The organism is Candidatus Fukatsuia symbiotica, assembly GCF_003122425.1.
Taxonomy (GTDB): domain Bacteria; phylum Pseudomonadota; class Gammaproteobacteria; order Enterobacterales; family Enterobacteriaceae; genus Fukatsuia; species Fukatsuia symbiotica.
Genome location: NZ_CP021661.1, coordinates 39,412 through 58,739, shown reverse-complemented (window position 1 = coordinate 58,739; position 19,328 = coordinate 39,412). Strand labels below are relative to the sequence as shown.

The 19,328-nt window shown below is 42.3% G+C and carries 30 protein-coding genes; 27 read left to right on the top strand and 3 right to left on the bottom strand.

The features are described 5' to 3' along the window. Complete coding sequence (locus tag CCS41_RS14880; RefSeq protein ID WP_240313953.1) at nucleotides 1-732, bottom strand: PAS domain-containing protein; 732 nt, start codon at nucleotides 730-732, stop codon at nucleotides 1-3. A gap of 1,157 nt (nucleotides 733-1,889) precedes the next feature. On the opposite strand from CCS41_RS14880, the gene CCS41_RS14875 reads away from it, so the two are divergent. Together CCS41_RS14875 and CCS41_RS15820 are read left to right on the top strand one after the other, a co-directional pair. Continuing rightward, nucleotides 1,890-2,546: a PAS domain-containing protein gene (locus tag CCS41_RS14875; protein ID WP_240313952.1), complete on the top strand. Its 657-nt coding sequence runs from the start codon at nucleotides 1,890-1,892 to the stop codon at nucleotides 2,544-2,546. After that, nucleotides 2,543-2,698, top strand: a complete 156-nt coding sequence (locus CCS41_RS15820) for a hypothetical protein (protein ID WP_162860129.1) — start codon at nucleotides 2,543-2,545, stop codon at nucleotides 2,696-2,698. Before CCS41_RS14875 ends, CCS41_RS15820 begins: the two co-directional genes overlap by 4 nt. 219 nt (nucleotides 2,699-2,917) lie before the next feature. Here CCS41_RS15820 and CCS41_RS15815 read toward each other — a convergent pair whose 3' ends face one another. Next, nucleotides 2,918-3,217: a hypothetical protein gene (locus tag CCS41_RS15815; RefSeq protein ID WP_205411526.1), complete on the bottom strand. Its 300-nt coding sequence runs from the start codon at nucleotides 3,215-3,217 to the stop codon at nucleotides 2,918-2,920. On the opposite strand from CCS41_RS15815, the gene CCS41_RS14870 reads away from it, so the two are divergent. The 25 genes from CCS41_RS14870 to CCS41_RS14760 all read left to right on the top strand — a co-directional run bounded on the left by CCS41_RS14870 (nucleotide 3,216) and on the right by CCS41_RS14760 (nucleotide 18,759). Then, nucleotides 3,216-3,422 carry a hypothetical protein gene (locus CCS41_RS14870; RefSeq protein WP_119797948.1) on the top strand — a complete coding sequence of 69 codons (207 nt, stop codon included), beginning with the start codon at nucleotides 3,216-3,218 and terminating at the stop codon, nucleotides 3,420-3,422. The genes CCS41_RS15815 and CCS41_RS14870 overlap by 2 nt on opposite strands. A gap of 783 nt (nucleotides 3,423-4,205) precedes the next feature. Further along, nucleotides 4,206-4,751: a plasmid replication initiator-like protein gene (locus tag CCS41_RS14865; RefSeq protein WP_119797980.1), complete on the top strand. Its 546-nt coding sequence runs from the start codon at nucleotides 4,206-4,208 to the stop codon at nucleotides 4,749-4,751. 74 nt (nucleotides 4,752-4,825) lie between these two features. Beyond that, a complete protein-coding gene (locus CCS41_RS17340) occupies nucleotides 4,826-4,957 on the top strand; it encodes a hypothetical protein (protein WP_275887702.1) in 132 nt (43 codons plus the stop codon). Next, the gene (locus CCS41_RS14860; RefSeq protein WP_119797947.1) at nucleotides 4,954-5,592 is read left to right on the top strand and encodes a helix-turn-helix transcriptional regulator; all 639 of its coding nucleotides are present in this window, start codon (nucleotides 4,954-4,956) and stop codon (nucleotides 5,590-5,592) included. Before CCS41_RS17340 ends, CCS41_RS14860 begins: the two co-directional genes overlap by 4 nt. 45 nt (nucleotides 5,593-5,637) lie before the next feature. Then, nucleotides 5,638-5,931, top strand: coding sequence for a helix-turn-helix transcriptional regulator (locus CCS41_RS14855; protein WP_205411525.1), 294 nt, complete (start codon nucleotides 5,638-5,640; stop codon nucleotides 5,929-5,931). 517 nt (nucleotides 5,932-6,448) lie between these two features. After that, nucleotides 6,449-7,306: a plasmid replication initiator RepA gene (gene repA, locus CCS41_RS14850; RefSeq protein WP_119797945.1), complete on the top strand. Its 858-nt coding sequence runs from the start codon at nucleotides 6,449-6,451 to the stop codon at nucleotides 7,304-7,306. Nucleotides 7,307-7,505: 199 nt separating this feature from the next. Next, nucleotides 7,506-7,763, top strand: a complete 258-nt coding sequence (locus CCS41_RS16195) for a hypothetical protein (RefSeq protein WP_205411524.1) — start codon at nucleotides 7,506-7,508, stop codon at nucleotides 7,761-7,763. 331 nt (nucleotides 7,764-8,094) lie between these two features. Next, the gene (locus CCS41_RS14845) at nucleotides 8,095-8,394 is read left to right on the top strand and encodes a hypothetical protein (protein ID WP_119797944.1); all 300 of its coding nucleotides are present in this window, start codon (nucleotides 8,095-8,097) and stop codon (nucleotides 8,392-8,394) included. A gap of 47 nt (nucleotides 8,395-8,441) precedes the next feature. Next, nucleotides 8,442-8,666, top strand: coding sequence for a hypothetical protein (locus tag CCS41_RS14840; RefSeq protein WP_119797943.1), 225 nt, complete (start codon nucleotides 8,442-8,444; stop codon nucleotides 8,664-8,666). A 43-nt stretch (nucleotides 8,667-8,709) separates the two neighbouring features. After that, nucleotides 8,710-9,402: a lytic transglycosylase domain-containing protein gene (locus CCS41_RS14835; protein ID WP_205411523.1), complete on the top strand. Its 693-nt coding sequence runs from the start codon at nucleotides 8,710-8,712 to the stop codon at nucleotides 9,400-9,402. Then, nucleotides 9,356-9,700: a hypothetical protein gene (locus CCS41_RS14830; protein ID WP_119797942.1), complete on the top strand. Its 345-nt coding sequence runs from the start codon at nucleotides 9,356-9,358 to the stop codon at nucleotides 9,698-9,700. Before CCS41_RS14835 ends, CCS41_RS14830 begins: the two co-directional genes overlap by 47 nt. A 67-nt stretch (nucleotides 9,701-9,767) precedes the next feature. Continuing rightward, nucleotides 9,768-10,067 carry a type IV secretion protein gene (locus CCS41_RS14825; protein WP_240313951.1) on the top strand — a complete coding sequence of 100 codons (300 nt, stop codon included), beginning with the start codon at nucleotides 9,768-9,770 and terminating at the stop codon, nucleotides 10,065-10,067. Continuing rightward, nucleotides 10,024-12,420, top strand: a complete 2,397-nt coding sequence (locus CCS41_RS14820; protein WP_119797941.1) for a VirB4 family type IV secretion system protein — start codon at nucleotides 10,024-10,026, stop codon at nucleotides 12,418-12,420. Before CCS41_RS14825 ends, CCS41_RS14820 begins: the two co-directional genes overlap by 44 nt. Continuing rightward, complete coding sequence (locus tag CCS41_RS14815; RefSeq protein WP_119797940.1) at nucleotides 12,417-13,109, top strand: type IV secretion system protein; 693 nt, start codon at nucleotides 12,417-12,419, stop codon at nucleotides 13,107-13,109. Before CCS41_RS14820 ends, CCS41_RS14815 begins: the two co-directional genes overlap by 4 nt. A gap of 64 nt (nucleotides 13,110-13,173) precedes the next feature. Beyond that, nucleotides 13,174-13,407, top strand: coding sequence for a type II toxin-antitoxin system VapB family antitoxin (gene vapB / locus CCS41_RS14810; protein ID WP_119797939.1), 234 nt, complete (start codon nucleotides 13,174-13,176; stop codon nucleotides 13,405-13,407). A 77-nt stretch (nucleotides 13,408-13,484) separates the two neighbouring features. Continuing rightward, complete coding sequence (locus CCS41_RS14805; protein WP_119797938.1) at nucleotides 13,485-13,796, top strand: type II toxin-antitoxin system HigB family toxin; 312 nt, start codon at nucleotides 13,485-13,487, stop codon at nucleotides 13,794-13,796. Then, nucleotides 13,793-14,203, top strand: coding sequence for a helix-turn-helix domain-containing protein (locus CCS41_RS14800; RefSeq protein ID WP_119797937.1), 411 nt, complete (start codon nucleotides 13,793-13,795; stop codon nucleotides 14,201-14,203). The genes CCS41_RS14805 and CCS41_RS14800 overlap by 4 nt, the downstream gene beginning before the upstream one ends. Before the next feature lie 40 nt (nucleotides 14,204-14,243). Then, nucleotides 14,244-14,501: a hypothetical protein gene (locus tag CCS41_RS14795; RefSeq protein ID WP_119797936.1), complete on the top strand. Its 258-nt coding sequence runs from the start codon at nucleotides 14,244-14,246 to the stop codon at nucleotides 14,499-14,501. A gap of 81 nt (nucleotides 14,502-14,582) precedes the next feature. After that, nucleotides 14,583-14,819 carry a type II toxin-antitoxin system Phd/YefM family antitoxin gene (locus CCS41_RS14790; RefSeq protein WP_006705272.1) on the top strand — a complete coding sequence of 79 codons (237 nt, stop codon included), beginning with the start codon at nucleotides 14,583-14,585 and terminating at the stop codon, nucleotides 14,817-14,819. Continuing rightward, a complete protein-coding gene (locus CCS41_RS14785) occupies nucleotides 14,816-15,211 on the top strand; it encodes a type II toxin-antitoxin system VapC family toxin (RefSeq protein WP_119797935.1) in 396 nt (131 codons plus the stop codon). The genes CCS41_RS14790 and CCS41_RS14785 overlap by 4 nt, the downstream gene beginning before the upstream one ends. Continuing rightward, nucleotides 15,205-15,582 (top strand): helix-turn-helix domain-containing protein, encoded by a 378-nt coding sequence (locus CCS41_RS14780; RefSeq protein WP_119797934.1) that lies wholly within the window; start codon nucleotides 15,205-15,207, stop codon nucleotides 15,580-15,582. The genes CCS41_RS14785 and CCS41_RS14780 overlap by 7 nt, the downstream gene beginning before the upstream one ends. Further along, the gene (locus CCS41_RS14775; RefSeq protein ID WP_006705275.1) at nucleotides 15,566-15,964 is read left to right on the top strand and encodes a hypothetical protein; all 399 of its coding nucleotides are present in this window, start codon (nucleotides 15,566-15,568) and stop codon (nucleotides 15,962-15,964) included. The genes CCS41_RS14780 and CCS41_RS14775 overlap by 17 nt, the downstream gene beginning before the upstream one ends. Nucleotides 15,965-15,987: 23 nt before the next feature. Beyond that, the gene (locus CCS41_RS14770) at nucleotides 15,988-16,938 is read left to right on the top strand and encodes a TrbL/VirB6 family protein (protein ID WP_119797933.1); all 951 of its coding nucleotides are present in this window, start codon (nucleotides 15,988-15,990) and stop codon (nucleotides 16,936-16,938) included. A gap of 212 nt (nucleotides 16,939-17,150) precedes the next feature. Beyond that, entirely contained in the window at nucleotides 17,151-17,951 is an 801-nt protein-coding gene (locus tag CCS41_RS14765) for a VirB8 family type IV secretion system protein (RefSeq protein WP_119797932.1), read from the top strand. Nucleotides 17,952-17,955: 4 nt separating this feature from the next. Next, nucleotides 17,956-18,759, top strand: a complete 804-nt coding sequence (locus CCS41_RS14760; protein ID WP_119797931.1) for a TrbG/VirB9 family P-type conjugative transfer protein — start codon at nucleotides 17,956-17,958, stop codon at nucleotides 18,757-18,759. A gap of 95 nt (nucleotides 18,760-18,854) precedes the next feature. On the opposite strand, the gene CCS41_RS15810 is transcribed toward CCS41_RS14760, so the two are convergent. Further along, nucleotides 18,855-19,139, bottom strand: a complete 285-nt coding sequence (locus tag CCS41_RS15810; protein WP_162860127.1) for a hypothetical protein — start codon at nucleotides 19,137-19,139, stop codon at nucleotides 18,855-18,857. Nucleotides 19,140-19,328: the final 189 nt, after the last annotated feature.

Sequence of the window (19,328 nt, the reverse complement as noted above, 5' to 3'; positions counted from 1 at the left end):
TCAAGACAGCCTCTGAGACTGTACTCTGGGTTTTACAAATTCAGGGGGAATATATAGATCTAAACCTATCGTTCCACACCATTCTCTGAAATCTTTTAAAGAACTGACACCTGCTTTATCATATATGACCCTTAGGTTATTTTCTATCGTCTTTTTAGCACGGCAAAGTCTATCCCCCACCATTTTAGCTGTCATGGGCTGTAATATAAAAAATATCACTCTAAGTTCTTTCTCGGTAAAGAGGGTCGTGGGAGGAGTAAGCGTTAAAACAGAAGGCGTTCGCTGGTTCACATATTGAGAAAGAGAAATAAAATTTAACTTGCTTGCATTTGTTAAAGTACCTATACATTCACCCAATTTATTGTAAATTGGAAATCTTGGAAGGTAATAAGGTTCCAGTATTTTTTTTCGCCCATAAAAATTAGTTGAGATAATAGCTACACGCTTTCCGGTCTTTTCTGCTTTTCTGTCGTTTGCTTGGTATTCTGCGGCGAATTCTGCCCAATCAGCCGGGCATTCGTTGTCCAATTTACCTTCAATGTTAAAATTAGCGGGTAAGCCTAAGAAATCAAGCCCCGCTTGATTGACATATACATATCGTGATTGGCAGTCTCTTATAACCCATGGTTCATTGCTATGTTCTGTGATTGAAATGAGTGGTAATGAATTTAGAGATTCTACAACCAAATTTTGAGAGTTTTGTATTTTATCTGATTTAATTTTATCCATCATATATCTCCTAAGACTAAAACAAAACCCTGAGTGACAACAGAGAATTCAGCAAATCTCTAAGTCAGAGTAAGTACAATTTACTCCTGTAAAAAGTGAGTTTCAAGAGTGTGTGTATATTTTGTTATTTGGTTTTTCCGTCGTGAGGTTTGAGCTACCGTTCAAAGATAATGCATTTGGTTTTAAATATTTTGACCTATGTGTGTTTTGATGGCTTTGTTGCAGTATTAAAGTCTCGGATCTTTTGATGTTCTTAGGTAAATCGAGGAGACTTATGATGTCGTTATATATCCCACGTTTTTCTTCGAGGGAATAATTATCTGTGTTAGAGAAAATGTGTTTTCGGAGAGTGATAAAGCTTATTTTCATCATAAGTGGTCGAGTAGCCCAAGGGAATCTCACCCTTATGCTCTCCTATGGTACCCATAGTTGCAGAATAAGCACAAAGTTCCTACGTACGGTTTAATGTTCTGTTAAAAAAGTGAAGAAAAAAGGTATCAAGTACTCTATATGGAAAACATCCAGATAGTATCTTGTTCAAATGGAGGAACATAGGTGAAGTAAGGTGTGTGACACGTTTATTGATGAACACGAAGAAATGAAGAATAGATTGCTAATGCTGAATAAATTAAGAAAACCGCTATGGTAACTGATCACTTAATTGAGGGCACTAAACCAGAATCTGAAGTAGAGTCAACTTGCTTATATTTATTTTTATATTCGACAAACTTTCAGTCATATGGAGCATTAAGTACTGATGTTGAATATGTTATGTAACATGGTAATGCTTGTGAAGCAAATAGTGGAAAATTATGAATGATGAATGTGACATAATTAGTTTTGGGTTCCATTATAATTAAATTTATAAAGTGGATGTATGTAAAATTTTAAGGATAAATACTGTAATAATAATATGATTGATATTCTATATCACATTATGTATTTATTTTCTTTGTAAGACTGATACCAGGGAAAACATTATAACTAGTTATAATATATCATATTAATGATGGATGCTAAATTTTGTTTTTGTAATACAAGTTTTTCAAAAAATTAAAATAATTATTAGTCTTCTTACAAATAAAAATTAATTGGAGGGAGATTTATTTTTTATGAAAAAGATGGCGGTTTCGTTAAAATCATTTTCCCTTATTTCTATAATGGAACACAGTGAAGATATTTGGGGAATAAAAGATTGTGAATCACGGTTTATTTATACCAATCGTGCTTTTCGTAAATTTTTAAATATCCCTGATAAATTTAAAATTGAAGGAAAAAGCGATGATCAACTTCCCACACCGGTCGCGGAATTTGCTGAAGAATTGAAAAAACAGGATCAAGAAACTATCAGCAGTGGGCAAAGAGTAACTATCATTAAAACCCATTTTTTTGGTCGAGAGAAAAAGTTGCAACCTTATTTGTATGAAAAATTTCCGCTCTATGATGAAAATAATGAGTGCGTAGGCACGGTGTTTTATGGCAAAAAAATGGATTTTGTTTCACCACAGCAATATGCGAGCAGGATCACCCCATCAGGATTAAAGGTGGCTCCTCCAATGAAATTATTTAACAAGTCAGAGCTGAGAATCATATTTTTCATATTACAGTCGATGAGTGCTAAGGAGATCGCGAGGAAACTTTCTCGCTCTCATCGAACGATAGAAAATAATTTATGCAGGATGTACCAAAAATCGGCAGTCAGTTCCTTGAAAGAATTTAGAAAATTTTGCCAGAAAACCGGATTTGATCGTTATATTCCACCTGAATTTATCCCGCTTGGTATCCAGTTTATTGAAAATAGGGAGGCGTCATTATGAGCAATCGACAAAGTAGAGCGAGAAACCGAGAATTAAGATATAAGATATTAGATAAAAAGAGAAATGAAAATAAAAAATTATTTTATAAATTAATAAATTGGCTAAAGAAAAAAAGAAAGCCAGAAAATCGCTATTTACCAAATATAAAATAAAACGCCTTTCCTAGAGGTATAATAAATTATTCACTGTTCGTGATGAATATAGAAAAGAGAAAAAAGAATAAGTGCTGAAAATTTGCGATGCGCTTCGCAGATTATAAAAGGGATGAAGGATTTATTTTAATAATAAGATATAACGTGAAGCAGTCATGCGCTGCACGGGAAATCCTTGCCGTTTTATTACATGAAGACATTTTTATTATTTATTCGTGTTTAACGCAGGGCTTTGTATTGCCTGCATTTAGAGAAAAACCCCTTTTCCAATAGGGGATAAAGCGGACAGAAACTGTCAGCACAGATTGGATAGCCGGACGGTGGGCGATAAACGAAAGCCGGGCTTGGGGCGAGAACAGGATGTTTTTCGACGAACAGGGCGACTGGTTCGAATTCAGGGATCAGCAATCCAAGTAACAAAAGTGAATTCACTCTGCGTCCACGCAAGTGGGCGCAGGACTGAGTTTTCTTGGCAAAACAGGCAATCAATTTGTTTGGATACAAGGGAGGAACCCTCATGAAAACGACCTTGACCCCGGAAAAAAGAGGCTTATGCACTATAACTCCTTGCGATTTAAGGGACAAATTCGCAGGCTATTTGAATACGTTACCGTTGCATCAGGAGGCCGGCAGGGATCATGCTTTTTGTGAGGAAGCGCTTGACGGGTTGTTGGAGCTGTTGGATCAGGTTGAAGCGGGCTTGGGGTCGTTTGACGAAAGGTAAATTCAGACCGCTACAGCCAATCCCTAATCCTTAGCGGGATGATTAAACCGATTTTTTAAAAATTTGAATTAAAACGGATTTTTTAGATCCGCAACGCTCGCCGCAAGAATGGCCTTCGCTTTGCGAAGGCCGTTCGAGGAAGCGGAATATCATCTGGTGTCAAAAAGGAACTCGGTCACTCTTTGATAAAAAAGTAAGCACTGGGGTTGTGTTTTTGGCTGGCGGAAGTCGTAAGAATATAATAGAAGGAGGTAGTGGTATTTTTTTATTTAAATTCAATTAATTATAATAATTATTTATCCTCATATTATTAAGGAACATTAGTCCTCAATATGAGGATATGTAACACAGGGGTAAATTTTTAAGTATTTTTTATTAAAAAATTAATACCTTAAAAATACGGCGTATGTATACAATATAATAGAATGAGAATATATATATAATTTATTGAAAAATAACATTTTTATAAAACTTTTTATAACTGAGATGATTATAAATTATAACTGGCTCAGTTAATGTTTATAACCGTCTCAGTTAAGCTAGTGTAGAAATAGAAAGGTATCATCAATTAATAAATTGATATTAAAATAATTTTTTATTGTTGATATGCTCATGTTGTGCACCTCTTCAGCTCATGAGCTATGAGCACTAATGAGTTTACTTAAATTTTTTTGATGCATGTTGACTCACCCTCGGTTTTGATTAATACTCTAGCTATATTGCCTCATATGAGAGCACTCATAACTCATAAATGAGCACTTATAGGCTCACGGGATGCGCACCATGGAAAAAGAATCAGTTGATGATCTAAGGAAAAAATTATCAAAAACAAGAAATCTACTTAATCTAACGACTGATAAGTTGAATGACGTTATTGCTGAGCAGCGCAGGACAAAGAATTTTGTTCCAGGTGGTTACTATATGATGTCTCGTGAGGCTGAAAAAAACTTGAGAGCTTTACAGCAAGAAAGCCCAGCAGCATCACTAGTATTTAGTATAATTCGGGAACATATGCAGATTGGAACAAATGCAGTAACTATATCCAATAGAGCCTTATGCAAAATTATAGATAAGTCTAGAGCAACTATCACAAGGGCAGTATCTCATTTAGCCAAGCATAACTATGTACAAATAATAAAAACAGGAAATGTTAATACTTATGTGGTGAACGAAAAAATTGCTTTTTCTGGAAGTCCTTTTCAAAGAAAGGCTGTTTTTTCGGCAACTATCGTCGCGCATGAATGTGAACAGGAAAAAGGATGGGAAGAAGTTAAGAAACTTAAAGTTGTACCAGTAATTTATAGTGAAAATGAAATTAGTTATGACTAATTAATCGCTACTCGCAGGTGAGCCAACACCTACGAATAGCTAATCCAAAACCTAACTAAACTAGGAGTCGGACTATGAAAAAGTCTACCTTCCGCGTGCTCATATGTGAAGCACAACCTATCATACTGGTGTTGTTTGCCCGTATTTCGCACAACTTGACCTTGCGTCAACGCACACATCTCCTGAAGTTGGGAGGTGCAGCATGAATAAATCCCTGATGTTGACCTGCCTGCACAGTACTGATCCCTGTGGTCTCACTGATGCCGCATCCACGATTTATGCCAATCCACCGCTGTGTGAGCTGCTGGGCAAGACTGATAGCACAGTTCCGTCTCACGCGATGACTGTCTTTCAAGCGCAAGAGAAACAGACCCGCACCCAGCAGTCCCTCTTATCCGTGCTCAATATCCTGCCTTATGGACTTGAACAGATAATACAGCCCTATCTTTTTGATTTTTTTCCGCTGTTTGATGAAGATGGAAATTGCAATGGGGTGTTTTGCTATGCACGTCCTTTTCCTTTTTTTTCTTTGCTGGAATGCGTTGATAAAAAATCACCGCGCCTTGCAACAGTACAGCAGCCGAACAAAACATTCACAAAAAAAGAATGGGAGATTATTTTTTTTCTATTAAATAGATTAGGAAAGAAGGAAATAGCCAAAAAATTAAACCGGTCTCCCCGCACGATAGAAAACAAATTATATATTATCTACAAAAAATTAGGGGTTGGTTATTCAAGCCAAGTCAGGAATTTTTGCCAATTGAAAGGCATAGATAACTATATTCCGTCAAAATTTCTTTCTACGGGGAGCCACGTCATTAGCGTTAGCGCGAGGAGTTAGAGCAGGGAGTGCTGATTTGTACGCTAATTTATCTTTTAGGAGCTAATGATGAAAGCATTTCATATTAACGATACGACAGCTTATCACGAAGTTTTTTCTGCACTTTCTCCAGTAGAAATTAAAGTACTGTCACTTTATTGTTCGGGTTTGCATCGTAGTAAAATTTCATTGTTATTAAATCTCAGCATCAGTACGGTGAACTCACATTTAAATAACGCAAGAAAAAAATACGAATTAGGTAATTATTCTGAGTTGAGGGCACTATTTCATTTTTTGATAAATAAACATCTGATTAATTCATGTCTTTGTCATTGCCGTAAACAATTGAAATTAAGTTAATGAGCGAGATCGACCCGTATCTAGGGCTGAAAAATCAGCCCTTATTTTTAAATAATGTATTGATTGATTATTTTTTAAGCTCAAAATCATCTTTTAGACGATATACCGATATCGAAATATAAGCCATCATAGTGCCTACAAACATTTGCTAACCTTTTCGCCAAATTTTCCTCTGAGTCGCTAACGAAGGAGGGTAAAAATAGCCAAAATGGTGTTGATTGTGGGTAGTAAAATTGTTCTCTGGGCTGTTAGCAAATCGATTGAATTGATTATCTTAAAAAAAAGTGCTAGATTCTTGCTCAACATTGGTTGGGTGCTGCCGAAAAGCACTAGGAAAGGGTGCAAGTGCTGTGTAGTGTACCCTTAAAAAGAAAACCCCGACATCTGTCTCAACTTTAGCGGGTAGACTCAGAATATCGGGGCATCAACTAGAACTGCTGGATGTGTTCTAGCAGGGAGTATAGAATGATGTTCAAAAATATTCAACCCCTTGTGCCCGCTATAAGTGTAGGGCGGGGTGATTAGAACAAGTTACATTTCCAATCTCTACCCGGTTTTTACACCGCCTACAAGTGATAAGCAGCGTCCTGCTTTTATCCGTTATTCTATGCAACGTGCGTCTGAAAAGGATGTGGCGCGCAGCGAACTGCTATACATCATACAGCCTACCGATCCCAAGACAGGAGAGCTCCGGCCTCGTTTCCGTCGTCTTAATGAACATCGAGCGCGTGCCCTGAGGGCGATGGTTCCTGCTCTGCTCTACCATTTTAACATTGCTTCTGGTTTAGTGATGGCGTCGGTCGAACAACTGGCGGACGAATGTGGGCTGTCTACACTGTCGGAAGCGGGTAATAAATCCATTACCCGTGCCTCACGTTTGATCACCGACTTTATGGAGCCGATGGGCTTGGTGGTGTGCGAAAAGGTATGGGATAAACTGATGGCCAGTTATATTCCCAAACTCATTACGCTTACGCCGTTGTTCTTTATGTTATTTGGGGTATCGCCGGAAAAACTGGAAAGCGCCCAAAATCAGCAAATGGGTTGGATTAACAAAGGTCTGCTAGAGAAAGGTGAACCTTCCATAACCTTAATAGAAGCCCGCCGCCGGGCGAAAGAGCAGCACATTAAGCGGGCGTTTGAGCACCGAAAATCTCGGTACGCCATCAATAAACAGCACAAACTTGCACGACGGATAGCTAAACTGGACGAGCAGACCGCCAAACAAGACATTCTTCATAAGCTAGTTAAGCGTTATTCCTTGCTTGAACTCGGCAGTTTAGGGTCTGAAGGTCTTAGAAAGCAGGTCGACATTGAGTATTACCGACTGCGTAAGATCGCCAGTACGCCTCCACCGGACATCCCTGTGCACTAAAGCACGCCTGTCTCCTCAAAAAAATCGCTTACGCCCCTCGCGTAGGTTTCCTCACGCTCCCATCCTGCCATTTCCCCTGATCACCCTTATTTAAACCCTATTTATGCCTGTTCATCCTGTGTGAAAGTGGCGTCATAACCCCATCAGGAGATAAAAAATCGTCGGTGTCCTATCGAAAATGAAGATTATCCACATATAGATGCAAGTCAATTTTGAGATAGATGCTTCTTATGCGATAGATGCAAAATTACTTTTAACTTCTTTAAAAAGAAAAAAGAAATTAAACGTTAAAAAAACCGGGGATAACATTAACTTCAAGGTAAACACCTTAACCCCAATAAAAACCCGCTTAACAAGGGGTTGCGCTCACTGCGTGCTCACAACCCCCTCCACAAGGGTAACGTCGCTCCGTCGCGTCAATGCCAAGCCGCTACGCGGTCGCCAAGGCGAGCATTGACCCGCCTACACTCCAACGGCTCACCTACCCAAAGAAAAAAAATAACAACCACTAGAGCAAGGATTCGTTAATTTTTGGCAAATTTTTAAATAATGTATTGATTGGTTGTTTTTTAAACTCAAAATCATCTTTTAGACGATATACCGATATCGAAATATAAGCCATCATAGTACCTACAAACATTCAATTTGTGCTCTCAGCACGTAATGGAATATCGCTCTTTAACAATCAGGCCGTATGCCGACACAGGTGTACATTATTTTAGGACTGTGGGTTGGGCGTGCGTATTATGGATACGCACCACCCAAGCTATTTTTACTGGAAAAATTGCATGAATGCACGTCAACGGTGCCGATTACGTCGCCAAATCCGTTACCGTAAAAAATGTCAGCGGAACGATGAAATTAGGCAATTAAGGCTAAACGCCATCAAAAAACGTGAAAAAGAAACACGTTCAATCGAAAATATCATTGACAATATTTTCGGGTTAAAACCCAAATTACGTCAAAGAGATGACCGCATCAATGTATGGGTGGAGTTTATTACTTTGATGAAGAAGGCTGACAATACAGCTCAAACAGCCAGTTTCACCAACCGCTGTTTACCAGACGTGTATCTTTACAAACCCTAAAAATACAAAAATAAATCCTTATTCTCTTTCCTTTAGGAAATCAATGCATGTTTAACCAAATATCTCGCCGTGGAAAATCGGTTTATATCGGCGCGGAATTACGTGACCAGCTGGATAAAATTGTGCTTGATGTTGGGCATTATGTTGGACGACCTGTCACGGTATCTGAATTTATTCGCTATCTCATCAAAAAATCAGGGGATGAGGCGCGGGACAGACTGAAAGAAATTTTAGGCACGGAGGAGGAAAGAAAACGGTTTGATGATATTTAACACGGTGATCAGTCAAAGAAAAATATATTTTTGAGGGAGTATTATGATCGCAAGCGCCACATTTTTAACGTTGGCAATGCAATGTGCACCGAGTATTCATCCCGATACCAGTCATGATGTTGCAAGAGTAGAAAGTAGTTTTAATCCTTACGCTATTGGCGTTGTCGGGCAGAAGCAGGGGATTTTTCCTCATAATCTGAATGATGCCATGGCGCATGTTAATCGGCTTAAGGCGAAAGGAAAAAATTTTTCCGTTGGCCTAATGCAAATTAACCAGTCCAATTTCAAACGTTACGGCGTCACACCCGAACAACTTTTTACTCCCTGTACCAACCTTTCTGTCTTCGAAAAAATCATCACTGATTGCTACCAGCGCGGTGGCTCCTTAAAACGGACGCTCAGTTGCTATTACTCCGGTAATTTTACCACCGGACAGAAGGCTGAAAACGATTTTCAGCAGACCAGCTATGTACAAAGGATCGGTTATACCCTTCCGCAAAAGGGATACACCGTGCCGAGCACAAAAGCGGAGCGGATAAAAGCGCCTTCGCTTGATTTTGCCCCCTCTGCGCCGCCTAACGTGCCTATTTACCCATCCTGGGATGTGCTACGCCAGTATCCACGCTATGGCGAGGAATCGGGCAAAAACAAACCCAATACACAACCTGTCAATGAGGAAAAAGAGAACAATGCCGAATCAACCCTTCGAACCCTCGCTAAAAAAACCGTGGGTTAATCACGTACTACTGGCAATAGTGCTATTGCTGACTTCCCCCTGGGTGTTGGCCGACTGGAAATCTTCCATCCAAACGTATAGCAAAGATGTTCAGGTGGCGTTATATGCGGTTGCCGCTATCTGTGCGCTGATCACCTTAACCTGGGTGGGTATCAAATGGCTGATTTCCCGCTCAAATGGTGACATGGATACGACACTGATGGACTACTTTAAACAAATTGGTGCGGTAGCGTTAGTGGGCGGGGTTATCCTGATTGGGACGGCGGCCTGGCAATTCTTCGGGGGAACCGGACTGTGAAAAAAGAGGCTGAACACCTGGAATTTGACAGCCACAATGGGATGAGTCGCATCCCTCTCTTCTGGGGGTGCCTATCTTCCCGTTGCTACTTTGTTTTGTTGGCACACTGGTATTCGGTGTCAGTGGATTTAGCGCCTTTGGCGGGTGGGGTGGCTTGCTGGCATTACCGTTTTTGTTGGTAGGGATAGCCCTTCGGATCGTTTGCGAGAAAGACGATAAATATTTGCGCCGCTTGCATTTTATGCTACGTCGCCTTCGCCTGAATCGCAGGTTTGGTAAATCGTTGTTCGTCACCCCGCAAAATCCAAAATGGAGTCAATATTATGGCCGCCGCTATGCGAAAGTCCGTTTTTCCGGTGGAGACTAAAGCGCCGTTAATGGGCTATCACGTCGGAGAAAACATTGTCACTTTGCCTGGCAATCGATTACTGAGCGTGGTGCGATTAAAAGGTATCTCCCATGAGACCCGTGAACCCGAATCATTAAACAGGTTGTTTTCCCTGCTTAACCGTTATTTTCAAGCATTAGGAAAAAAAGAAGGCAAAAACCTGATGCTACAAACTTACATCACAAAAAACAAAGTCAGGCTCAACACACAGTATGCTTTGGCGTTACCCGCGTTGCAGGCGTTTGTTGATGCTTACACCGCCCCGTTTCGTGAGGGTGAGTTTCGGCAGGTCGGTTATAGTCTGGCATTGATCCTCAAGTATCAGGATTTAGAGGACGGAATAGCACGGATAGAGGAATTGATCACCGTCTCAAAAACGATGCTGGAGCCGTTTGATGCTTCCCTGCTGGGGATGGAAGAAAATCAGCACGGTGCCTTATTTTCACAAATTGGTCGTTTTTACTCGCTGCTGTTCAACGGCCAGGAACAAGATATTTTAGTGAGTGATACGCGGTTGGGGGATGCGGTCATCGACAGTGTCACCCATTTTGGTGGCTATGATTTTATTGAAAATCGCCCGAATAAAGGCGGTCAGCGATTTTGTACCACCTATGATCTGCGTGATTACCCGGCCATTTCAACACCGGGTATGTGGGATGAAGCGGTTGAGCAACAATTTGATTTCACGTTGGTTCAGACCTTTTTGTTTGAGGATAGGAACAAGGTTAAGGCCGCCTTTAAAAAACATACTGCTGACTTAAAAGCCGTGGAAGGGGAATCGAACCAAACCGATGAGATAGAGCAGGCTGTACAGCAAATCACACAGGGAACATTGGCCTTTGGCAAATACCACGCGGGGCTAATCGTTTATGGCGACACGCCCGATGAAGCGATTGCCAACGGGGCGAAAATGGATTCCCTGTTCATGACGCACGATACTGCCTTTATTCGCTCAACGCTGACGAATATTGATACTTGGTTTACTCAATTTCCGGGCGTAACGGATGCCGTGTATCCGATGGCGAAATCGACCGAAAACCTGGCTTGCGGTTTCTCATTGCACGCGACCCCAACAGGGAAAGCAACAGGCAATCCGCCCGGAGATGGTACGGCGCTGATGCCGCTGAAAACCGTGAATGAAGGGGTTTATTTTCTTAACCCGCACGATAGCCCGTTAGGGCACAACAATACCGGCGAGAAGCTGGCCGGTCATATTGCGGTAACGGCCATGACCAACGCGGGTAAAACCACGCTAGAAGCCTGTATGTTGATTCACTTTAGCCGCTGGAACCCGATGATTTTTTCTCTTGATTACAATCATTCATTGGAAAACGTGCTTCGCGCATTGGGTGCGCACTATTTTACCGTATCGCCAGGGGTTTATACGGGCATTCAGCCTTTCCAGTTCCAAGACTCACCGTCTTTACGTCAGTTTTTGTTCGATACCGTGAAGCAGTGTGCAGGCGAAACCGCCCCCGACGAGGAAAGGGAAATTCAGGATGGCATTGAAGCCGTGATGCGGCACAGTGTGATAGAAAATCGCTCATTGTCTTTGATGTTGCAAGGGATCCCCAAAAAGGGCGGAAACTGCTTGCACACGCGCTTGGCGAAATGGTGTCGTAACGTAGACGGCCATCAGGGGCAGTATGCCTGGATATTAGATGCCCCGGTTAACCTGTTTGAGCCCCGAACATTACGTCGTCTGGCATTCGATTGCACCCTTATTCTGAACAAGGAGTATGCCGGTAAACATTCAGCCGCCATGGAGGTGATGCTGAATACTTTTTTTTATTTAAAACGCGAAATGCATGCGACGCAGCCAGGAAGTCTGTTAATCAATGTCATTGCCGAATATTGGGTTCCCCTTTCGTTTGAAAGTACTGCGGAAGCGATTAAGGAAATTTTAAAAGCTGGGCGGACACGTGGCGAGATTTTGATGATGGATACGCAATCGCCAGAAGATGCGCTCTCAACAGACTACGCTCCCGCTGTTATTCAGCAGGTGATCACACAAATCTGGATGGCCAATACCAAAGCAAAACGGGAAAGCTACAAGGCGTTTGGGATTGAAGGTAAAGAATTCGACAAAGTGGTTGAGCTCATTCCCTCCAGTCGTGAATTCATGGTTAAGCAGGGGCATCAGGCGGTAATGGTAAAATTCGTCCTGGATGAAAAATTGAAGTACTGGTTGCCGTTGCTGTCTTCAACTGATGAAAATCTGGCGGTGGCGGCACGTATTCGTCGTGAACTGAATACGGAGGATCCGGCAGTTTGGGTCTCTGCCTTTCTTGCCGAAATGCAACAGCTTCATCAGCAGGAGAAAACATCATGACCGATTTAGCAAAACGGAGAAAAACGACGATGGCGACTATTCTGGTAGCAGGAATGTGTCTATTTACGTCGGGGAGCCAGGCCGGTGTACCGACCATCAGCCCGGAAGGATTGGCACAGCAAAACGCCTACGCCAAGCAACAGGCCAGGGAAGCCGTCGCGCAGTTGAATAAGGCTAAAGAAGCGATTGCTCAGGCCAAAAGCCAGTATGAGCATTACCAAGGATTGATTGAAGGGAATTCGAAATTGGGAGACTTTCTTAACGACCCTTTGGTTAATGCGCTTATCCCGATGGGCGACTGGCAGCAGATTTACAACGATACCCAGCGCCTGCCGGAGTTACGCCAGCGATATGGATTAACTTCGAACGATCAAAAGGTACAACAGGCGTTCGACAAACTCTTAATGAAGGCGGGAACGCTGGAGGATGAAAAACGTGCCAGTGACCAGCGGGTGGTGAATGCTAAAAAATTGCGTGAGAAGTTGAATCTGGTGCAAACGCCGCAGGAGAAACAGGATTTAGCGTTGCGTTATCAGCAAGAAATGTTGGAACTCCAGACTCAGCAGATCCGGTTGCAGAACATTAAGGAACTGGCAGCAGAAAAAGAAAAACTCGCTGATCGCAAGCGAGCACAGGATTTCACCGATTACATGCTTGGCAAACGGCCTGATCTTCCCAAATACGATTAGTCAAAGTTGCACTTCGGTATAATCAGACATAGGCTAACCCTATGTCTATCAACGAAGGGATCATATGAAGAGAACGGTCGCCATTTTTAAAAATGGGAGAAACCGCGCCATCAGGTTGCCTGTAGAGATGGATTTTGCTGGCGTGAATGAACTGCTGATTGAACGGGAAGGCGATACGCTGATGTTAAAACCCATTCGCCCCACTTGGACAACCTTCACAGACAACAGCGAAAAGGCGGATGCCGATTTTCTGCTGGATCGGGAAACCGTTCTTGAAGAAGGGCATTTTTCCCTGTAACAATACCTTAAGTTTACATATTGTAAATTTTAAGAATTATGCTTATAATGTTTACATGATGTAAACATTGGTGTCGTATGCACATAATATCAAAAGAACCCTTTGAAGCTGCACATAGAAAATACGGGAGAGACGCCTATGCGATAGTCTCAACGTATAAATATCTGAAAGACAATAATTTTAAAAATCCTGAGGAACTCAAAAACATCTTTCCCAGTTTGGATAAATTCAAATATAGAGACAAATGGTGGGTCATTGATATAGGTGGAAATCATTTAAGATTAATCGTTTATATTAATTTTATTAATAAACGTGTTTACATCAAACATATCGTGACACATTCTGAATATGACAAATTGAATAAATATTATCGGGAGCATAAAAAATGATTACCGAAGCTATCCAGGCAACAAGGGCACTGGTGACAGCCGTTCCACTACTGGGTGGCAGTCATGCTCAATCAGATTATAAAGCGGCGCTTGAATTAGTCGATTATCTTATTGAAAATGATGATGAGAACCCTCTAATTGATATTTTGGCTGTCAAGATCGCGGAATATGAAGAACATAACGAACAATTTTATGAATTTAATAAAGCGCTTGAAGGGATGTCCACTGGAGTGGCAGCGCTACGGGTATTAATGGATCAATATAATTTGAAACAAACTGATTTGAAGAATGAAATAGGTTCGAGGTCGTTGGTTAGTCAAATACTGAGTGGCAAGCGCTCATTAACTATCGATCATATTAGATCTCTATCCGCGCGTTTTAACGTGCGCTGTGAAGTATTTATTTAATGGTGTTTCAGGACTGGCCACAACAAAAAGAGGACTCACTATGCAATATCGAAAAGCAGGGATGGCAAGAATGGTTTTGCTTGCGCTGGCATTGTTACTGACAGGGTGCAAAGATAAAGGCGAAGCGTTTGTTGGGCATTGGGTTCAAGTGAAAGTGAAAGAAGGAAAAAAGGCATCATCTTTAGACATTGAATTAGATGAGATCGCAAGCGAGCACAGGATTTCACCGATTACATGCTTGGCAAGCGGCCTGATCTTCCCAAATATGACTAGTTTGATCAGATATTTGCTCCATTGACCCTCAAACTCCAACATAATTTGTAATAATCGTCGCATTATGTCAGTATCATGACTATAGGAATATGACTATAGGAATATTATGAACGTCAATCAAGTATCAAAATCCGAATTCAAATCGAAAGCGCTTGAGTATTTCCGTCAAATTGAAGCATCAGGTGCAAGTCTTATCGTGACTGATCACGGTAAACCTGCGCTGGAAATACGTCCTTACCAGAATATCGTTCGCAACCCGCTTGAGGTATTACGTGGATCCGTCGTTAGTTATGTTAACCCCACCGCTCCTATTTCAGCGGATGATTGGGAAGCAGCTCAATGATCGTTTTGGACACGCATGTGTTGGTTTGGTGGGTAGCAGACGATTCAATGCTAAGCGTAACAGCAAAGGCGGCAATTGAAGAAGAACAGGCCAAAGGTGAGATCATTATATCCAGCATATCGGCCTGGGAAATTGCAATGTTAGTCCAGCGCGAGAGATTGCTGCTGTCGATGGACGTAGATAGTTGGCTTGCGACAGTCTCACAAATCGATGCGGTGCGCTTTGTGCCGGTAGACACAGAGGTAGCGACAAAATCTGTTGAGCTTCCTGGTGAATTTCATAAAGACCCATCAGACCGTATGATTGTAGCGACTGCACGTAAGCTGGCAGTACCACTCGTAACCAAGGACGAGAAAATTCGTACCTATGCTCATGTAAGAACAATTTGGTGACAGCCGTTCCACTATTGGGGGGAAGTCATTCTCAATCAGATTATAAAGCGGCGCTTGAATTAGTCGATTATCTTATTGAAAATGATGATGAAAATCCTCTAATTGATATTTTGGCTGTCAAGATCGCGGAATATGAAGAACATAACGAACAATTTTATGAATTTAATAAGGCACTTGAAGGGATGTCCACTGGAGTGACAGCGCTACGGGTATTAATGGATCAATATAATTTAAAACAAACTGATTTAAAGAATGAGATAGGTTCGAGGTCGTTGGTTAGTCAAATACTGAGTGGCAAGCGCTCATTAACTATCGATCATATTAGATCTCTATCCGCGCGTTTTAACGTGCGCTGTGAAGTATTTATTTAATGGTGTTTCAGGACTGGCCACAACAAAAAGAGGACTCACTATGCAATATCGAAAAGCAGGGATGGCAAGAATGGTTTTGCTCGCGCTGGCATTGTTACTGACAGGGTGCAAAGATAAAGGCAAAGCGTTTGTTGGGCATTGGGTGGAAATAACAAACAATGAACACCCAACGGATATGAAAATTACCTATGATAATGGTGTTTTTCATATTGATAAAAATGAGTATTACGCTCTTGGGTTGGCAGATTACAAACTAAAAAAATTAGAAGCGACAGCAAAATCAGACAATGTTCTGACTGTGATGGATCGTTTTGGGAAAACCATGAGGCTAAATGATGGTGTCATTAGCTTTGATAACGCAGAGTTTAAAAAACAAGATTAATCCTGTCTGAATAAGGAGATGATATGGATGTGCATATTGCACAAACACTATATCAGGCTATCGACGAAGGGTTAAAAAGCACCATTGCTACCGGTACGGCTAACGTTATGACCGCTACCGGCGTAATATTCGGAACCTGCTGGCTTATTCACTTAACCATGAAAAGTATTTACTGGCTTTTTCAGGGTTTGGATATGGCATTTCAGGATTTGCTTTTAACCATTGGGAAAGCATCGTTTATTATTTATTTTGCTTTTAATGTTAGCTGGTATATTGATACGGTTGTACCCGTGGTTAACGGGCTGCCTAACTGGATGGCGCAAACACTTTCTTCTTCGGGATTAGCGCAGTCTAATCAAGTTGATACAGTGATCTCAACCTTTTTCACCGCCTTACAAAACACGATAGGGGCGATAAAGTTCAGTATTTGGGACGAGGCTGCTGCGATGTGGCTTGGTTTTTTGGCTCTCTTGTTTTTTCTCTTGGGGGGCATACCTTTTATAATGGTTGTTGTTGGTACCCTTATTACCTTAAAGGCGGCCACATCAATCATTCTTGTTGTTGGACCTGTTTTTATTGCTTTCTCGTTATTTGATCAAACACGTCAATGGTTTTGGGGTTGGCTGTCAGTCATCGGTGGCTTTATGCTAACGCAAATATTATTTGGGGTAGTATTAGCGATTGAATTTAATTTTATTAATAGTGTAATAATAAATAATGGGAAAATAGATACTGATATATTAAGTTGTTTCTCCATACTTCTTTATTTTAGTGCATTTACCCTGTTAGCTACCGAACTCCCTAATTATGCTGCATCCATTATGGGGGGAGCACCTTCTGGTGGTGTGAGTAGTGTCGGGGGCATAGTGGGACGAGGGTCGGGATTAAGAGCGGCGGGCAATATGAGTAAAGCTACGGGTAAAAGTATTATGAAAGGTGTTAATAAATTCAGGAATAGAAATAGTATTGGTTAACCCTCCCTGTCACTTGCTCCATCCTCTTTTTCACTGTCAAAACAACATTCATTTCTAGGTCTTTATTATGAATTGCAAACTCTTATTGAGTGGGCTTGTTTGCGCTGCGCTGCTTTCAGGGTGCCGTTCATTATCTCCCTCCTCTGAGCCCTCCGGTCAATGGCAGGATGTCAATCAACGGGCTTCATTTGTTACTTATCCAGGGGGTGAGCATGCTGAGCCGCAAAGATAAAAAACAGGTTATTACTCAGGAAAAGAAAATCATTTATGGCGATGAAGAGCTCTCCGGCAAAGAAAAGGAGATCGGTCAGGCTGTCCAGGCGTATACGCACGCCGCAAAATGGTTCGAAAAAAACGTGGCGGAGGGGTATCGCCGTCAAGCCCGTAACAGTCGGTATTTGTCGATTTTCTTTGGTGTGCTGGCGTTTATGTCTATGGGTGCCGTGCTGGGGCTGACTCCCCTTAAAACCGTCGCGCCGTATTTGGTTCGGGTGGATAACAATTCGGGTTATACCGATATTGTCGCTCCCCTGACGGCGGGGAAAAAACCGGAGCAGGTGCAGGATGAATATTGGCTGGCAACCTACGTTCGCACCTATGAGTCCTACAACTGGAGTTCGCAAACTTCAAATTATGCGCTGATTAAACTCCTGTCTCATAGCGAACCGTTTACGGAATACAAAAACTTCCAGCTTTCCAGTAAAGGTTATACCGAAGTACTGGGTAAAAATCTGCAAATCAGGACGAAAATCAACAACGTTGTGCCCCTGCGTGCGGCACGCGGCGCGGAGTTGCAGGCAGATAAAAACATTAAAACTTATCAGGTACGTTTCACTAAAACCATTCTTGATCGCAATGGGAATCCTGATCCGCAAAGCCAAATCACACACTGGTTGGCAACCGTCTCTTTTGATTACAACAATCCCTCGGTGACGCAGGAAGACCGGTGGCTTAATCCCATGGAATTCGGCGTTCATGCTTACTCAAAAACGCAGGAAGTTAAAGGGGGATAACGAAATGAAAAAATGGATGGCAGCCACGTTGATTTGCGCTGTTTTTTCTTCTGGTGTAGACGCTGAAACAGTGGGAAAGGGCGCTTCACTGGATAAACGTATTCGAACCGCGCTTTACAGCCCTGATAATGTTTACCGGCTAAACACCATGAAGAACCGGACATCAACGATTCAATTTCCCCCGGGAGAAACGGTAAATCGAGGGAGTGGGTTGATTGCCACGGGCAATCCCGGTGCCTGGGTGATTGGGGCTAATCAAGATGGCAATATGGTTGTCGTCAAGCCGGACATTAACGCCACTGACGCCAACACCAATGTCATTATTAACACCAACAAACATACCTATATTGTTGAGTTGAAACTAACCGACAATCCGGCGGCCATGACTTACTTGCTGCGTTTTAATTATCCTGTGCCGCCAAAACCCGAAGAATCGCCTTTTAAAGGCCGTCAACGGAATAAAAATCCCTGCGAAGGGAGAATCAACCGTAATTATCAAAAACGAGGGGATATGTCGTTGTCGCCCTATGAAATTTGGGATAACGGCACTTTCACTTGCTTGCGCTTCCCAACCAATGCACCGCGCCCCGTCATCTATCAAGTGCTGCCTGACGGCACGGAAACACTGGCGAACCTACGTTCAGTTAACGACATCATGGTAGTTCATGGTGTCAGTCAGCGGTTTAGGTTACGTCTAAATCGTCTGGTGCTTGAACTGCGTACCGAACAAAACAATACCGGTTGGTACAACGATAACGGTACCACCACAGGTAAGGTTAGGGAGGTGAAGAATGCCGGTAAAGAGTGATATAGAAAATACGCAAAACCGCTCTTCCTGTGCGGCGGTCTATGCGAGGGGCGATTTTGATGCCAGACCCCAACGCAAAAAAAGGAAGATGAACCTTACCACCCTTCTAATCGTCGGGGGATCGGCCTGGGGCTGCTGATTGCGGTGACGGTCATCATCATGACGGCCTCCAGCCACATGAGTAAAAATAACCCGATTGATGAATCGAGGGTGAAAGCTGATGTTGCCCTGCAACGCACGGTGAGCAAAGACGAAGCGATGAAGAACTTCATGACCAATAAGGAAAAAGAAGAAATCAAGGTCGTTGTTCCGCCGCCGACAGAACCATCAGACGTGACGGTTTCCACGGCGTCGAAAAACACGCCCCCGATACCGGCCATACAGACAGTCCACCTACTGTTCAGATCGTACAGGATGGGGGTATTTTCCCCACTGTTCCGCGTTTTCAGTCGAAGGGATTAAGTGTGGGCGCTGTCGGGGGCACGGTGAGAGGCAAATTGCACCGCATGAAGATGCCGATATTGCGCAAATTAACGCCTTTGCTAACGCGCCGCCCGCTGAATTTGGCC

Bases quoted from the DNA above. Each gene is read 5' to 3' on its own strand.
- CCS41_RS14880 (WP_240313953.1), bottom strand. From the start codon at position 732: ATGATGGATAAAATTAAATCAGATAAAATACAAAACTCTCAAAATTTG.
- CCS41_RS14875 (WP_240313952.1), top strand. From the start codon at position 1,890: ATGGAACACAGTGAAGATATTTGGGGAATAAAAGATTGTGAATCACGG.
- CCS41_RS15820 (WP_162860129.1), top strand. From the start codon at position 2,543: ATGAGCAATCGACAAAGTAGAGCGAGAAACCGAGAATTAAGATATAAG.
- CCS41_RS14870 (WP_119797948.1), top strand. From the start codon at position 3,216: ATGAAAACGACCTTGACCCCGGAAAAAAGAGGCTTATGCACTATAACT.
- CCS41_RS15815 (WP_205411526.1), bottom strand. From the start codon at position 3,217: ATGAGGGTTCCTCCCTTGTATCCAAACAAATTGATTGCCTGTTTTGCC.
- CCS41_RS14865 (WP_119797980.1), top strand. From the start codon at position 4,206: ATGGAAAAAGAATCAGTTGATGATCTAAGGAAAAAATTATCAAAAACA.
- CCS41_RS17340 (WP_275887702.1), top strand. From the start codon at position 4,826: ATGAAAAAGTCTACCTTCCGCGTGCTCATATGTGAAGCACAACCTATC.
- CCS41_RS14860 (WP_119797947.1), top strand. From the start codon at position 4,954: ATGAATAAATCCCTGATGTTGACCTGCCTGCACAGTACTGATCCCTGT.
- CCS41_RS14855 (WP_205411525.1), top strand. From the start codon at position 5,638: ATGATGAAAGCATTTCATATTAACGATACGACAGCTTATCACGAAGTT.
- CCS41_RS16195 (WP_205411524.1), top strand. From the start codon at position 7,506: ATGCAAGTCAATTTTGAGATAGATGCTTCTTATGCGATAGATGCAAAA.
- CCS41_RS14845 (WP_119797944.1), top strand. From the start codon at position 8,095: ATGAATGCACGTCAACGGTGCCGATTACGTCGCCAAATCCGTTACCGT.
- CCS41_RS14840 (WP_119797943.1), top strand. From the start codon at position 8,442: ATGTTTAACCAAATATCTCGCCGTGGAAAATCGGTTTATATCGGCGCG.
- CCS41_RS14835 (WP_205411523.1), top strand. From the start codon at position 8,710: ATGATCGCAAGCGCCACATTTTTAACGTTGGCAATGCAATGTGCACCG.
- CCS41_RS14830 (WP_119797942.1), top strand. From the start codon at position 9,356: ATGCCGAATCAACCCTTCGAACCCTCGCTAAAAAAACCGTGGGTTAAT.
- CCS41_RS14820 (WP_119797941.1), top strand. From the start codon at position 10,024: ATGGCCGCCGCTATGCGAAAGTCCGTTTTTCCGGTGGAGACTAAAGCG.
- CCS41_RS14815 (WP_119797940.1), top strand. From the start codon at position 12,417: ATGACCGATTTAGCAAAACGGAGAAAAACGACGATGGCGACTATTCTG.
- vapB (WP_119797939.1), top strand. From the start codon at position 13,174: ATGAAGAGAACGGTCGCCATTTTTAAAAATGGGAGAAACCGCGCCATC.
- CCS41_RS14805 (WP_119797938.1), top strand. From the start codon at position 13,485: ATGCACATAATATCAAAAGAACCCTTTGAAGCTGCACATAGAAAATAC.
- CCS41_RS14800 (WP_119797937.1), top strand. From the start codon at position 13,793: ATGATTACCGAAGCTATCCAGGCAACAAGGGCACTGGTGACAGCCGTT.
- CCS41_RS14795 (WP_119797936.1), top strand. From the start codon at position 14,244: ATGCAATATCGAAAAGCAGGGATGGCAAGAATGGTTTTGCTTGCGCTG.
- CCS41_RS14790 (WP_006705272.1), top strand. From the start codon at position 14,583: ATGAACGTCAATCAAGTATCAAAATCCGAATTCAAATCGAAAGCGCTT.
- CCS41_RS14785 (WP_119797935.1), top strand. From the start codon at position 14,816: ATGATCGTTTTGGACACGCATGTGTTGGTTTGGTGGGTAGCAGACGAT.
- CCS41_RS14770 (WP_119797933.1), top strand. From the start codon at position 15,988: ATGGATGTGCATATTGCACAAACACTATATCAGGCTATCGACGAAGGG.
- CCS41_RS14765 (WP_119797932.1), top strand. From the start codon at position 17,151: ATGCTGAGCCGCAAAGATAAAAAACAGGTTATTACTCAGGAAAAGAAA.
- CCS41_RS14760 (WP_119797931.1), top strand. From the start codon at position 17,956: ATGAAAAAATGGATGGCAGCCACGTTGATTTGCGCTGTTTTTTCTTCT.
- CCS41_RS15810 (WP_162860127.1), bottom strand. From the start codon at position 19,139: ATGGCCGGTATCGGGGGCGTGTTTTTCGACGCCGTGGAAACCGTCACG.